At 36.8% G+C, this 14,664-nt stretch carries 14 protein-coding genes and 2 tRNA genes; 13 read left to right on the top strand and 3 right to left on the bottom strand.

The window, feature by feature from the left end; all coding sequences use genetic code 11:
• The first annotated feature begins 87 nt into the window (after positions 1-87).
• The 6 genes from rph (at position 88) to AC0ONG_RS21100 (ending at position 2,966) form a co-directional block, all read left to right on the top strand.
• Positions 88-825 (top strand): ribonuclease PH, encoded by a 738-nt coding sequence (gene rph, locus AC0ONG_RS21125; RefSeq protein WP_001261763.1) that lies wholly within the window; start codon positions 88-90, stop codon positions 823-825.
• Positions 826-836: 11 nt separating this feature from the next.
• Positions 837-1,445, top strand: a complete 609-nt coding sequence (locus tag AC0ONG_RS21120; RefSeq protein WP_000815946.1) for an XTP/dITP diphosphatase — start codon at positions 837-839, stop codon at positions 1,443-1,445.
• Positions 1,446-1,458: 13 nt separating this feature from the next.
• A complete protein-coding gene (locus tag AC0ONG_RS21115; protein ID WP_136997427.1) occupies positions 1,459-1,962 on the top strand; it encodes a metallophosphoesterase in 504 nt (167 codons plus the stop codon).
• A 108-nt stretch (positions 1,963-2,070) separates the two neighbouring features.
• Positions 2,071-2,144 (top strand) — tRNA-Gly (locus AC0ONG_RS21110).
• A 1-nt stretch (position 2,145) separates the two neighbouring features.
• Positions 2,146-2,219: transfer RNA gene (locus AC0ONG_RS21105), tRNA-Arg, on the top strand.
• Positions 2,220-2,765: 546 nt separating this feature from the next.
• Positions 2,766-2,966 carry a hypothetical protein gene (locus tag AC0ONG_RS21100; RefSeq protein ID WP_000124591.1) on the top strand — a complete coding sequence of 67 codons (201 nt, stop codon included), beginning with the start codon at positions 2,766-2,768 and terminating at the stop codon, positions 2,964-2,966.
• 89 nt (positions 2,967-3,055) lie between these two features.
• Here AC0ONG_RS21100 and AC0ONG_RS21095 read toward each other — a convergent pair whose 3' ends face one another.
• Complete coding sequence (locus tag AC0ONG_RS21095) at positions 3,056-3,670, bottom strand: PH domain-containing protein (RefSeq protein WP_000475213.1); 615 nt, start codon at positions 3,668-3,670, stop codon at positions 3,056-3,058.
• A 519-nt stretch (positions 3,671-4,189) separates the two neighbouring features.
• Here AC0ONG_RS21095 and AC0ONG_RS21090 point away from each other — a divergent pair.
• From AC0ONG_RS21090 to ysxC, 7 genes are all read left to right on the top strand, one after another.
• Positions 4,190-4,438 carry a hypothetical protein gene (locus tag AC0ONG_RS21090; protein WP_001983650.1) on the top strand — a complete coding sequence of 83 codons (249 nt, stop codon included), beginning with the start codon at positions 4,190-4,192 and terminating at the stop codon, positions 4,436-4,438.
• A gap of 197 nt (positions 4,439-4,635) precedes the next feature.
• On the top strand, positions 4,636-5,634 hold the full coding sequence (locus AC0ONG_RS21085) for a hypothetical protein (protein ID WP_000358275.1): 999 nt from the start codon (positions 4,636-4,638) through the stop codon (positions 5,632-5,634).
• Positions 5,635-5,943: 309 nt separating this feature from the next.
• Positions 5,944-7,221 carry a trigger factor gene (gene tig, locus AC0ONG_RS21080; protein WP_000105215.1) on the top strand — a complete coding sequence of 426 codons (1,278 nt, stop codon included), beginning with the start codon at positions 5,944-5,946 and terminating at the stop codon, positions 7,219-7,221.
• Between the two features lie 264 nt (positions 7,222-7,485).
• Positions 7,486-8,745 carry an ATP-dependent protease ATP-binding subunit ClpX gene (clpX, locus tag AC0ONG_RS21075; protein WP_000472289.1) on the top strand — a complete coding sequence of 420 codons (1,260 nt, stop codon included), beginning with the start codon at positions 7,486-7,488 and terminating at the stop codon, positions 8,743-8,745.
• 106 nt (positions 8,746-8,851) lie between these two features.
• Complete coding sequence (gene lonB / locus AC0ONG_RS21070; RefSeq protein WP_000119171.1) at positions 8,852-10,522, top strand: ATP-dependent protease LonB; 1,671 nt, start codon at positions 8,852-8,854, stop codon at positions 10,520-10,522.
• 182 nt (positions 10,523-10,704) lie between these two features.
• Positions 10,705-13,035, top strand: a complete 2,331-nt coding sequence (gene lon / locus AC0ONG_RS21065; RefSeq protein ID WP_000097281.1) for an endopeptidase La — start codon at positions 10,705-10,707, stop codon at positions 13,033-13,035.
• Entirely contained in the window at positions 13,032-13,628 is a 597-nt protein-coding gene (gene ysxC / locus AC0ONG_RS21060) for a ribosome biogenesis GTP-binding protein YsxC (protein ID WP_000869118.1), read from the top strand. The genes lon and ysxC overlap by 4 nt, the downstream gene beginning before the upstream one ends.
• A gap of 34 nt (positions 13,629-13,662) precedes the next feature.
• Here ysxC and AC0ONG_RS21055 read toward each other — a convergent pair whose 3' ends face one another.
• Together AC0ONG_RS21055 and AC0ONG_RS21050 are read right to left on the bottom strand one after the other, a co-directional pair.
• Positions 13,663-14,079 (bottom strand): organic hydroperoxide resistance protein, encoded by a 417-nt coding sequence (locus tag AC0ONG_RS21055; RefSeq protein WP_000359773.1) that lies wholly within the window; start codon positions 14,077-14,079, stop codon positions 13,663-13,665.
• Between the two features lie 2 nt (positions 14,080-14,081).
• Positions 14,082-14,534 (bottom strand): MarR family winged helix-turn-helix transcriptional regulator, encoded by a 453-nt coding sequence (locus AC0ONG_RS21050; protein ID WP_000133913.1) that lies wholly within the window; start codon positions 14,532-14,534, stop codon positions 14,082-14,084.
• Positions 14,535-14,664: the final 130 nt, after the last annotated feature.

The raw sequence follows: 14,664 nt of genomic DNA, 5'->3' as shown, positions 1-14,664 counted from the left end.
TTTGGGTTCTCCTTCTTTTATTGTATACATATCATACATTTAAAATTGGCTATACTAACGAGTAGTAATTAAGAGGAGGTTATTTTTATGCGAGTAGATGGTAGAGAGAAAACAGAATTACGCCATATACATATTCATACGAATTATTTAAAACATCCAGAGGGATCTGTATTAATTGAAGTTGGGGATACAAAGGTGATTTGCTCAGCGACAATTGAAGAGCGTGTACCACCGTTTATGCGTGGAGAAGGAAAGGGCTGGGTAACAGCTGAATACGCGATGATTCCGCGTGCAACAGAACAACGTACAATTAGAGAGTCAAGCAAAGGAAAAGTAACAGGACGTACAATGGAAATTCAGCGTCTAATTGGACGAGCATTACGTGCGGTAGTTGATTTAGAAGCGCTTGGCGAGAGAACAGTTTGGATTGACTGTGATGTTATCCAAGCAGATGGTGGAACGAGAACAGCGTCTATTACAGGTGCATATGTAGCGATGGTACTAGCTTTTGAGAAGTTATTACAAGCAGAAAAAGTATCTAAAATTCCAGTAAAAGATTATTTAGCAGCAACGTCAGTAGGGATTGTTGAAGAGCAAGGTGTTGTTTTAGATTTAAACTATGCAGAAGATTCTAAAGCAGACGTTGATATGAACGTGATTATGACTGGAAAAGGCCAATTTGTTGAAGTGCAAGGAACTGGAGAAGAAGCGACGTTTAGTAGAGCGCAGTTAAATGAACTACTTGATGCTGCGGAAAAAGGCATTTTCCAACTGATTGATATGCAAAAAGAAGCTTTAGGCGACATCGTATCTCATATAGAGTAGAGGTGGAAAGTATGAAACAAGTTGTTGTAGCGACAAAAAATATGGGTAAAGTACGTGAGTTTGCTGAGTTATTTGAGCGATTTGATTTAGAAGTAAAATCATTACACGATTTTCCTCATATTGAAGAAGTTGAAGAAACAGGTGAAACATTTGAAGAAAATGCGATCTTAAAAGCGGATAGTTTGAGTAGACAGCTGAATTCGATCGTAATTGCGGATGATTCGGGTCTTATTGTAGATGCTTTAAACGGAAAACCAGGAGTGTATTCAGCGCGTTTTGCTGGTGAACCGAAAAATGATCAAGCAAATATCGATAAAGTGTTACAAGAATTAAATGGCATTGACTTTGAAAAGCGTAAAGCACGTTTCTATTGTGCATTAGCAGTTGCTTTCCCTGAAGGTGATAAAAAGCCTGTCATTGTAAATGGGACATGTGAAGGATTTATTTTAGAACAACGCCGCGGAGAAAATGGTTTTGGATACGATCCGATCTTTTATGTGGAAGAATACAAAAAAGCAATGGCGGAATTAAGTTCAGATGAGAAAAATGCTATTAGCCACCGTGGTCGTGCTCTTCGTAAGTTAGAAGAAAAAATCCCGGAATGGTTTTTAGGAGAATAAGGGAGAGAGTATGATGAAAGCTTTAATCGTAAGCGATAGTCATAGCTCTGTGAAGGAATTACAGCAGTTGAAAAAGAAATATGAAGGGAAAGTAGATATCATGATTCATTGCGGTGATTCAGAGCTAACGCCTGCTCATGAAGAAATGCAAGGTTTCCGTGTTGTAAAAGGAAACTGTGATTATGCTAACTTTCAAGATGAAATTGTAACTGATGTAAATGGAATTCGCTTCTTAGTTGTGCATGGACATCGCCATAATGTGAAAATGACATTACAAACGCTAGCGTACCATGCGGAAGAAGTAGGAGCGCAAGTTGCATGCTTCGGACATTCTCACGTATTAGGTGCGGAATTAATCGACGGCGTTTTATTTATTAATCCAGGCAGTATTTTATTACCACGTCAGCGTGTAGAAAAGACATTTGCTGTATTAGAAATGGATGAAAATCAAATGGAAGTTCGTTTTGAAACATTAGACGGACAACTAGTTGAACAAGCAGTTTTTAAAAGAGGATAATAAAATTTATCCTCTTTTAAAAAAGGTGTTGACTTTATGTATGGTTATACATATAATAAATATTGTCGATAGGGCAACGGCGCTAACGAAGAAAAGAAAATAACATATGCGGGTGTAGTTTAGTGGTAAAACAAGAGCCTTCCAAGCTCTGGTCGAGAGTTCGATTCTCTTCACCCGCTCCATGTCCCAGTAGCTCAGCCGGATAGAGCATACGCCTTCTAAGCGTACGGTCGGGAGTTCGAATCTCTCCTGGGACGCTAACAAAAACCTTGTTATCTTTTGATAACAAGGTTTTTGTTTGTCTAAAAATTGATGTTTGGGTTATAAGTGTAGTTCATTCTTAATATCTGCGACCTTTCCTTCGATATTAAGCAGTTGCATATGTACTTCTTTTTCTTAAATAAAAAGAGCGCCGTTTATCCCGCTATTTGCCGGGCAGTAAGACCCCCACCTCAAAATTCAGCGGAAGCAAAGAAGTTAGGTGGGGTCGGGCTGTCCGTAAAAGTCCGATTGGTGAGGGTTGATTAAAGTTACACTTTATGCGCCCTGTTCCTCATATTTAATTTAAAGAATCAATAGGCTTATGGTAGAACTCAAATCCATATCCAGATTCTCCTAATTGTTCACTTGCAATGTTATAAAAGTTTTTACCATTCTAGTGTGATTGAGTAGCCGTTATCGGAACTTATCCCTGATAGTGTGTTACAATTAATAGAAGCGGAAAACGAGAATCTCCAATTGACTGGACGTGTGATTAGTTGGACAGTTTAAGAAGGTTGTATAAAAAGGGAGATGGCGCAAAGATGGCGAGAACAAAAGAGAATGATTTAACGGAGAAATTGGCAGAAGGTCAACGGAAATATGGTGACGGCAACTTTACAGTACAGAACATCGGTGATGAAACTAATCCGAATTGGACTGTCGTAAAAAATGTGAGGAAGGGATCGGCAGGCATTCGCGAAGGAGAAGATATATTAAGACTGCGATCAAAATATATAAAATAGTACGGAATGGGCGGAGCGGGAGTTCGAATCTCTCCTGGGACGCTAAAAAAACCTTGTTATCTTTTGATAACAAGGTTTTTTGTTTTAAATTAGTTATTAATAAACTTCTCAAATACAAAACCATAATCTTTCACATTGTATTGTTTCTTCGTATCAACAAGCCAGTTAAAGGCAATCTCGTTCATCTCTTTAAATTGCTCTGCTAAGTTTACTTGTGCGTTTGAAATACGGCTGAAAGCATTAGATGCCATATCTAAACTTTTATGTGCATATTGTAAAGTAATGTCGTTGTCGTATGAAATTTCTTCAATTTTAAGTAAAGCCTTATATAAATCTTTTAATTCTTCAATATGTTTTTTATGAACATCAATTGAGTAATGCTCATCTCCCATTTGAAACTTAATTTCTATATCTAAATCAATCGTTCCTGCAGTTTCAAGTGCTACGTTTTTAATTTGATATTTACTATAGCTATAGCGGCGCAGTGTGCGTTTTTTACTTGTTGCGCTTGTACCATCTAGGTGGAGTAATCCTTTGTTTGTGAAGCAATATTCATCTGATTTGGATTTAATTAGAAAATAAATTTTCTCTCCATCTTCGTGCATCACGTAATCATCAGCATCAACTTTATCGTAATCTTTCGGTGTAATGACAGAACCTACATCGCTTAACCCTAAAACATCGGCAGCTACTTTTTTGAACATATATAATCCCCCTTGTAAATTAAATTCTTAATTGTACAAAAATATATTAACATGATTTTCATTTTTTGTTTTCTTGTAATACGAAAATATCTGAAGGTAAGTTAAGAAAAGTAACGCATAATTATTTTGATCCTAAATTATTTAGTAAATCTATTAGTCTAAGAGTCGATTCGCCGAAAAGTAACCAAGAGAAAAAAGCTAATTTTGCAAGTGATTATAGAGAAATTTCGTGAAAGCACCTCAAGCGATATGAGGTGTTTTTCAATCCCTTTTTGAAATCTTACAATTCTGTAAGGTAACTGTAAGGTAGTTCGATGGTAAGAAATTGCTAATCTTTTATAATGAAGATAACAACGATAAAACGAGGAGGAAGAAATGATGAAAGGGTTAGTTGTAACGGGCTTAACGGTTGCTTTTGGATTTGTAGCGTATGAGAAATTAACGTATGTAGTCGATGTTGTGAAACATTTGATTGCTTAGAGAAAACAGCTATGAGAGGGAAAGGGAATGAGTGAATGAATGGAATGGTTATTTGGAATTATAGGTACTTGTAGTGTAGTGTTATTGTTCTTTGTCCCAAGTGGTATACTTAGTTCGACAACAAGTTTGTTCTTCTTAAGTTTGTTTGCTTGTACGATGCTTATTATTATGTTTTTAATGAAGCGAAGTAAACCAATCTTCTATTTTAGCATGATTGTTATGGCAATTATTGTTCTCCAAATTATTACCCTTGTAATATACCCCACAATTATAAAAGCTTTCCATTAATGATGAATCCTCTGCGCTTGTTGCTGGGGATTTTTATTTGTACAATTTTAATTTTTAGTAGAGATTTACTCGTATCGGAATATAAAAATTAAATATTTTTATATTTCAAACAAATGATTTAGGGATGTTGTGTTCTCATTACGCATTTGATATATTTACTTTGAGCATAATTAAAATCAAGAAAAAGAGGCGGACGTATGGATAAAAAAGAAAATACGGTCGTATTGTTTCCACAACTATCAGAGCGCTATATTGATGAAGGTTTTTTAGCGCTGAAAGAGCGGAAATTCGAAGATGCATTGCGTTGCTTTGAAATATTACGTCAGTATAATGCGGAAACGGAACAAACGGAATTAGCTTCAGTTATTTGTTTACTCGAATTAAAACGTATGGAAGAAGCGAAAGATAAATGTGAACAGTTGCTTAAAACAGGAGTTGTCTTATTTGGTGATATTCTTGAAACGTACGTAACAATTTTAGTTCAAACAAATGATTATGAAGGTGTTATTGAAACTGTTGAAAAGGTTTTACAAACGAAAGATATAATGCCTGATCAAAAGGAAAAATTAGCGCAGCTTGCTTTATTTGCAGAAGGTATGCTAAATGAGGGAGACGCATCGCTAGTGGATTCAAACTTTGAATTGGATGAGTTTACTAATGAAATTTTTGGAGAAAACTTTGGACAGAAGCTAAGAGCGATTCAGCGACTTTCGTTAAAAGATTTAGATCTTGCATTACCTGTTTTAAAGAAATTTTTAATAGACGAAGAGCAGCACCCCTATTTGAAAACTTCTATTTTGTATAAAATGATAGAAAGTCAGGTAGAAGAAGAAATAGAGGTAGAAAAGTTTGGAAATACGATTAAGGTGATTCCAGCATTTACAGGTCATAATGAGGAGCAATCCAATAACATTATACATAAATTATCAAGCCGATTAGAGCAAAATTATCCCGATATATTTGAAGCGATGGTTACATATTGGAAAGAGTTGCAAATTAGCGTTTTCCCATTCGCTCTATTAATGGATAAAGAAGAGATTTGGTCAGCTGTTTTAGAGAGAATTGGAAGAAAGCGTTTCGGATTGGCTATTGATGAAGAAGAGCTTATGGCAGCATATAATATCGAATTGGAAGAGTTTCATATTGCCTATCAATGGTTATTACGTGTTGAAAGAGAAGGATATTTGCCCGTATAATTATGAAAAAGAATCGTTCAGTTCTTGAAACGAGCATATTCTATGTTATAATGTAAGGGTTGCAAAAGGCAGAAATCTGCCTGTTTGTAAGAGAAGAGAAGTGCAATTCTCTTACTTAATATGTTTCATATTATTCTCGAACAAAATATACCGTAGTTGTCTTCTGGGCAATTAGTAGATTGGAACATTATATCTGAAAGCTTTTGCTAGAGGGTTATTTGTGTATTTGTTATTTCAAAAAAGAGATAATGAAGATTTTAATCTATAGAGGTATGTGCATACATTATTATAGTTGGAGGGAAAGAATAAATGTCTACAAAATGGGAAAAATTAGAAGGTAACGTTGGCGTTTTAACAATCGAAGTTGATGCTAAAGAAGTAAACAACTCTATCGACGCTGCGTTCAAAAAAGTAGTAAAAACAATTAACGTACCAGGTTTCCGTAAAGGAAAAATGCCTCGTCCATTATTCGAACAACGCTTTGGTATTGAATCTTTATACCAAGATGCTTTAGATATCATTTTACCAAAAGCATACGGTGAAGCGATTGAAGAAGCTGGTATCTTCCCAGTTGATCATCCTGAAATCGACATCGAGAAGTTCGAAAAAAATGCTAACCTTATCTTCACTGCAAAAGTTACAGTGAAACCTGAAGTTAAATTAGGTGAGTACAAAGGTTTAGCAGTAGAAAAAGTTGAAACAACTGTAACTGACGAAGATGTAGAGAACGAATTAAAATCTTTACAAGAGCGTCAAGCTGAACTAGTTGTTAAAGAAGAAGGAACTGTTGAAAACGGTGATACAGCTGTAATCGACTTCGAAGGTTTCGTTGATGGCGAAGCATTTGAAGGCGGAAAAGGCGAAAACTACTCTCTAGCAATCGGTTCTGGTACATTCATCCCAGGTTTCGAAGAGCAAGTAATCGGTCTTAAATCTGGTGAGTCTAAAGACGTTGAAGTATCATTCCCAGAAGAGTACCATGCTGCTGAATTAGCTGGCAAACCAGCAACATTCAAAGTAACAATTCACGAAATCAAAACAAAAGAACTTCCTGAGTTAAACGACGAGTTCGCTAAAGAAGCAGACGAAGCGGTTGCAACTCTTGATGAATTAAAAGCAAAACTTCGCACAAACTTAGAAGAAGGCAAAAAGCACGAAGCTGAGCACAAAGTACGTGACGAAGTAGTAGAATTAGCTGCTGCTAACGCTGAAATCGAAATTCCAGAAGCTATGATCAACACTGAGTTAGATCGTATGGTTCGTGAATTCGAGCAACGTTTAAGCCAACAAGGTATGAACCTTGAGCTTTACTACCAATTCACAGGTACTGACGCTGACAAATTAAAAGAGCAAATGAAAGAAGATGCACAAAAACGTGTAAGAATCAATCTTGTTCTTGAAGCTATCATTGAAGCTGAAAACATCGAGGTTACTGAAGAAGAAGTAACTGCAGAAGTTGAAAAAATGGCTGAAATGTACGGTATGCCAGTAGACGCTATCAAGCAAGCTCTTGGAAGTGTAGACGCTTTAGCTGAAGATCTTAAAGTGCGTAAAGCTGTAGACTTCTTAGTAGAAAACGCTGCATAATAAAATAACAAGGCACGATTTTAATCGTGCCTTGTTTTATAAATATAGAAATATATTTATAAAACTTTTCGATGGAGAAGGAAATGTTCCTTTACAAGTCGAATATACATATTTCAAAAGTTTTAAAATTTTTTTATTTGTACATAACTAGTCATATTATTTGTATTTCTCGCCACGTAGTGACATAATATGTATTTACATACGATACATTTATCGTGTACATACGAAGGCAAGAGGTTAGCACTTTGTAAGGGGTGTGAAAATATGTTTAAATTTAATGATGAAAAAGGGCAATTAAAATGTTCTTTCTGTGGTAAAACACAAACGCAAGTTCGAAAGTTAGTGGCAGGTCCAGGTGTTTACATTTGTGACGAGTGTATCGAACTTTGTACTGAAATTGTACAAGAGGAGCTTGCGAAGGACGAAGAAGTAGAATTCAAAGATGTACCGAAACCGGTAGAAATTCGTGAAATCTTAGATGAGTATGTCATCGGGCAAGATAGCGCGAAAAAAGCACTAGCGGTAGCGGTATATAATCATTACAAACGCATTAATTCTAACAGCAAAATTGATGATGTAGAATTAGCGAAGAGTAATATCGCACTTATCGGGCCAACAGGTAGTGGTAAAACATTACTGGCACAAACGTTAGCGCGTATTTTAAATGTTCCATTTGCAATCGCGGACGCAACATCTTTAACAGAAGCTGGATATGTTGGGGAAGATGTAGAAAATATCTTACTAAAATTAATTCAAGCAGCTGATTATGATGTAGAGAAAGCGGAAAAAGGAATCATTTATATTGATGAGATTGATAAAGTGGCACGTAAGTCCGAAAATCCATCAATTACACGTGATGTATCTGGTGAAGGTGTGCAGCAGGCACTTCTGAAAATTTTAGAAGGTACTGTAGCAAGCGTTCCACCTCAAGGTGGTCGTAAGCATCCGCACCAAGAGTTCATTCAAATTGATACAACGAACATCTTATTCATTTGTGGTGGAGCGTTTGATGGCATTGAGCCGATTATTAAACGTCGCCTTGGTGAGAAAGTAATTGGATTTGGTTCCGAGAAGAAAAATGCTGATGTAAATGAGAAGCATGTTTTATCTCACGTATTACCAGAGGATCTTTTAAGATTTGGTTTAATTCCAGAGTTTATCGGTCGTCTTCCAGTTATTGCGAACCTAGAGCCACTTGATGAAGATGCTCTTGTTGATATTTTAACGAAACCGAAAAATGCACTTGTTAAGCAATTCCAAAAACTATTGGAGCTTGACGATGTTGAGTTAGAGTTTGAAGAAGGTGCACTAATCGAAATTGCGAAAAAAGCAATTGAACGTAAAACGGGTGCTCGTGGACTTCGTTCTATTATTGAAGGCTTAATGCTTGATGTAATGTTCGAACTTCCATCTCGTAAAGATATCGAGAAGTGTATTCTTACAAAAGAAACAGTAGCTGATAATGAACCGCCAAAATTGGTGTTACAAGACGGTACTGTACTTGATACAAAAACATCTGCATAATGCGAAAGGGAAACAGCAATTTTTATAATTGCTGTTTTTCTTTATGTTTAGCTACGTTCCTCCGCGGAAATACTAAGAGATAAAATATTGCGGGAGGAAATAAATAATGAGCTGGACAAATATATTTTTAGTTGTTCAACTTGTTTTTGGTGTAATTGTCGGATTATATTTCTGGCATTTACTTCGAAATCAACGAACACAAAAAGTTTCAATTGATCGAGAATCGAAAAAAGAATTAGAACAGCTTCGTAAAATGCGTGAGATTTCTTTAACAGAGCCGCTAGCAGAAAAGGTGCGTCCTACAACCTTTTTAGATATTGTAGGGCAAGAGGACGGGATTAAGTCGTTAAAAGCGGCTCTTTGTGGTCCGAATCCGCAACATGTAATCATATATGGCCCGCCAGGTGTTGGGAAAACAGCGGCAGCACGTCTTGTATTAGAAGAAGCGAAACGAAATCCTAAATCTCCATTTCGTACGAATGCAACATTTATTGAACTTGATGCGACGACAGCTCGGTTTGATGAACGTGGTATCGCAGACCCTTTAATTGGTTCGGTGCATGATCCGATTTATCAAGGTGCTGGGGCGATGGGACAAGCAGGTATTCCGCAACCGAAAAAAGGTGCTGTAACAGATGCGCATGGTGGTATTTTGTTTATTGATGAGATTGGCGAACTCCATCCGATTCAAATGAACAAAATGTTAAAGGTGTTAGAAGATCGAAAAGTATTTTTAGAAAGTGCGTACTATAGTGAAGAAAATACGATGATTCCAACATATATACATGATATTTTCCAAAAAGGCTTACCGGCAGATTTTCGCTTAGTTGGAGCAACGACACGTTCGCCAGAGGAAATTCCTCCTGCTATTCGGTCACGTTGCTTAGAAGTATTTTTCCGTGAATTAGATACGGAAGAAATTCAAAAAGTAGCGAAAAATGCCGCGGAAAAAGTAGAAATGCAAATAGGCGAAAATGGTATTGAAATGATTGGGATGTATGCAAGAAATGGACGAGAAGCGATTAATCTCGTGCAAATCTCTGCTGGTATGGCGATAAATGAAGAACGTTCTTTCATTAAAGATGAAGATATAGAGTGGGTTGTTCACTCAAGTCAGCTTACACCGAAATACGAAAAGCACATTTATCCGATTCCAAGGATTGGTCTTGTAAATGGTCTTGCTGTATACGGACCAAATACAGGTGCGTTATTAGAAATTGAAGTAACAGCAATTCCGGCGAAAGATAAAGGGTCGGTAAATGTTACCGGAATTGTAGAAGAAGAAAGTATTGGTAGTCAAACGAAATCGATTCGCCGTAAAAGTATGGCAAAAGGCTCTGTTGATAATGTATTAACAGTACTTCGTTCTTTAGATGTGTTGCCAGAAGGATACGATATACATATTAATTTTCCAGGTGGTATCCCAATTGATGGACCTTCTGCAGGAATCGCTATGGCAACAGGTGTATATTCTGCGGTGCATCGCACATATGTAAATAATGAAGTAGCGATGACAGGTGAAATAAGTATACACGGAGAAGTAAAGCCTATTGGTGGCGTGTACGCAAAAATAAAAGCTGCGAAAAAAGCGGGAGCTAAGAAAGTCATTATTCCTGCTGAAAATATGCAACCATTTTTGTATACTATAAAGGGAATCGAAATTATTCCTGTCCGTAAGTTAAAAGAAGTATTTGAGTTAACATTTATGCAAGAAAATGCGCATAGAGAGCTAGATGTACATACTAACGTAGACGAAACAGATGCACAATCTATGTAAAAATAAACAATAATAAAATTTGCCAGACTTCGTTTAAGTTTGTATGCTTAATCGGAGTCTTTTTTCTTTTCGTGAGGTAGAAAAATAAGCTATTTATAATTGCGAGGAATCTCAGCAATTGCATCTAGGTGTATTGTAATATAAAATAGTTGAACAGGAGTTTAATTTATTATGGAGGTGCTATGTCTAGTATGAATACGAACGAAAGAATCGTGCCCCTCCTACCATTAAGAGGCGTTCTCGTATATCCAACGATGGTTTTGCATCTTGATGTAGGACGTGATAAATCGATACAAGCACTAGAGCAGGCGGCAATGGATGAAAATATCATCTTTTTAGCAATGCAAAAAGAAATGAATATCGATGATCCGAAAGAAGATGACATATATAGTGTAGGTACAGTGGCGAAAGTCAAGCAAATGTTAAAATTGCCGAACGGTACGCTTCGTGTCCTTGTGGAAGGTTTACATAGAGCAGAAGTAATAGAGTTTATCGAAGAAGAAAATATAGTACAAGTGTCTATTAAAACGGTAACTGAAGAAGTAGAAGATGATTTAGAAGAGAAAGCTCTTATGCGTACGTTACTGGAGCATTTCGAACAATATATTAAAGTTTCGAAAAAAGTTTCAAATGAAACATTTGCAACGGTAGCTGATGTAGAAGAACCAGGGAGATTAGCTGATCTAATTGCTTCTCACTTGCCGATTAAAACGAAGCAGAAACAAGAGATTCTAGAGATTGTATCTGTAAAAGAACGATTACATACACTTATTTCAATTATTCAAGATGAACAAGAGTTACTTAGCCTAGAAAAGAAGATTGGACAAAAAGTGAAACGTTCAATGGAGCGCACGCAAAAAGAATATTTCTTACGTGAGCAAATGAAGGCGATTCAAACTGAACTTGGCGACAAAGAAGGTAAGGGCGGAGAAGTAGAAGAACTTCGTGAAAAAATTGAACAGTCAGGAATGCCTGAAGAAACAATGAAGGCTGCGCTGAAAGAATTAGATCGTTATGAAAAGTTACCAGCAAGTTCTGCGGAGAGTGGTGTTATTCGCAATTATATTGATTGGTTATTAGCGCTTCCGTGGACAGAGGCAACAGAAGATATAATTGATCTTGCTCATTCAGAAGAGATTTTAAATAACGATCATTACGGTCTTGAAAAAGTGAAAGAGCGTGTACTTGAATATTTAGCTGTACAGAAGTTAACGAATTCATTAAAAGGACCTATCCTTTGTTTAGTAGGCCCTCCTGGGGTCGGCAAAACTTCGTTAGCGCGTTCAATTGCAACATCATTGAATCGTAAATTTGTCCGTGCATCTCTTGGTGGTGTGCGTGATGAATCTGAAATTCGTGGTCACCGCCGTACATATGTTGGAGCAATGCCAGGACGCATTATTCAAGGTATGAAAAAGGCGAAAACAGTTAATCCAGTCTTCTTATTAGATGAGATTGATAAAATGTCTAACGATTTCCGTGGAGATCCATCAGCGGCATTACTTGAAGTATTAGATCCAGAACAAAACCATAACTTCAGTGATCATTACATTGAAGAACCATATGATCTATCGAAAGTTATGTTTGTAGCAACCGCTAATACACTTTCAAGTATTCCAGGTCCATTACTTGACCGTATGGAAATCATTTCGATTGCTGGCTATACAGAACTTGAAAAAGTACACATTGCTCGTGAGCATTTATTGCCGAAACAATTAAAAGAGCATGGCTTACGAAAAGGTAATTTACAAGTGCGTGATGAGGCGCTTCTTGAAATTATTCGTTATTATACACGTGAGGCTGGTGTTCGTACGCTAGAACGCCAAATTGCAAAAGTTTGCCGTAAAGTAGCGAAAATTATCGTTACAGCAGAACGTAAACGTATCGTTGTGACAGAGAAAAAGATTGTTGATTTACTTGGTAAACACATATTCCGTTATGGGCAAGCTGAAAAAACAGACCAAGTTGGTATGGCAACAGGTCTAGCTTACACAGCAGCAGGCGGCGATACACTTGCAATTGAAGTTTCTGTAGCGCCAGGAAAAGGGAAACTAATTTTAACGGGGAAACTTGGGGATGTTATGAAAGAATCAGCACAAGCTGCGTTTAGTTATATACGCTCTCGTGCAGAAGAGCTTCAGATTGACCCGAATTTCCATGAGAAAAATGATATTCATATTCATGTTCCAGAAGGAGCAGTTCCAAAAGATGGACCGTCAGCAGGTATTACGATGGCAACGGCACTTATTTCTGCACTAACAGGTATTCCTGTAAGTAAAGAAGTAGGTATGACAGGTGAAATTACACTTCGTGGTCGTGTATTACCAATTGGTGGCTTAAAAGAAAAAACATTAAGTGCTCACCGCGCAGGCTTAACAAAAATTATTTTGCCAGCAGAAAACGAGAAAGATTTAGATGATATTCCAGAGAGCGTAAAAGAAAACCTTACGTTTGTGCTTGCATCTCATTTAGATGAAGTATTGGAGCACGCATTAGTAGGAGTGAAACAATGAAAGTAACAAAAGCAGATATTGTAATTAGTGCTGTTAAACCAGAACAATATCCAGACAGTGATTTACCAGAAATTGCATTAGCAGGTCGTTCAAATGTCGGGAAGTCTTCCTTTATTAATAAAATTTTAAATCGTAAAAAGTTAGTGCGTATTTCTTCTAAACCAGGAAAAACGCAAACACTGAACTTTTTCTTAATCAATGAGATGATGCATTTTGTTGACGTTCCAGGTTATGGATATGCGAAAGTGTCTAAATCGGAGCGCGCGGCATGGGGGAAAATGATTGAAACGTACTTTACAACGCGTAAGCAATTAGACGCAGCTGTATTAGTAGTTGATTTACGTCACCAACCAACAAGTGATGACGTGATGATGTATGATTTCTTAAAGCATTATGAAATCCCAACAATTATTATTGCGACGAAAGCCGATAAAATCCCGAAAGGGAAATGGCAAAAGCATTTAAAAGTTGTAAAAGAAACGCTTGCTGTTGAAATTGGCGATGAAATCGTTCTATTCTCTTCTGAAACAGGACTTGGAAAAGAAGAAGCGTGGAAGGCAATTCATAAAATGACAAAAACAAAAAACGCGTGACGAATGTCGCGCGTTTTTTTCTTTATATAAGCTGTTAACGTACGTTTAATGTAACTTCAATATTACCTCGTGTTGCTTTAGAGTAAGGACATACACCGTGAGCCGCTTCTACAAGTTCTTTTGCTTCGCTATGTGAAACGCCAGCGACATGTACATCAAGCACGGCAGATAGGCCAAAACCACCATCTGTATCTTTTCCGATAGAAACGTGAGCGGTTACTTCTGTACTTTCTACTTTCATACGTTTTGTACGAATGACAAGTTGTAATGCACTATCAAAACAAGCTGCATAACCAGCTGCAAATAGTTGTTCTGGATTTGTTGCTTCTCCGCCTGCACCACCTAGTGCTTTCGGCATTTTTACATCAAGATTTAATATGCCATCATCTGAAACTACTTTCCCATTTCTTCCACCTGTTGCTGTTACTGAAGCAGTATATAATTTATCCATATTTATTCCCCTTTTCCATCATTAATTGTTTTCATTGTTTCAATTAGTTTATTTAGCTCAATTAATAAAGAGCGATATTCTTGCTCTGTAATTCCTAAATTTGTAGCCATCGTTGTCGGTAATGAACAAGCCTTTTCCTTTAAATCTTTGCCTTGTTCTGTTAATTCAATACAAACTTTTCGCTCGTCTTCTTTGGAACGAACACGTTTTACAAGTTTTAATGATTCCATTCGTTTTAACATAGGTGTTAACGTACCGGAATCTAAAAATAGACGTTCTCCAATTTCTTTTACTGTTAGTCCATCTTGCTCCCATAGTACGAGTAAAGTAATGTACTGGGGATACGTAATACCCATCTCTTCTAAATAAGGTCGATAAAAACGAGTAACCTCTCTAGAACAGGCATAAATAGAAAAACAAAGTTGGTTATCTAGATGCAAAGAGTCCTCTGTCATACATAACTCCCTTCTAATTAAGTTGTGCACAATTTAATTTTGTAAAATCAATATAACGAAAAAGAAATAAAATGTCAAATACATTGTATTGAGAAAGTGTTTGCTACATTTTGGAACAATCATACATATT

Source organism: Bacillus sp. TCT6 (assembly GCF_056033845.1).
The sequence above is the reverse complement of the archived record's forward strand: the minus strand, read 5'-3'. Positions and strand labels throughout refer to the sequence as shown.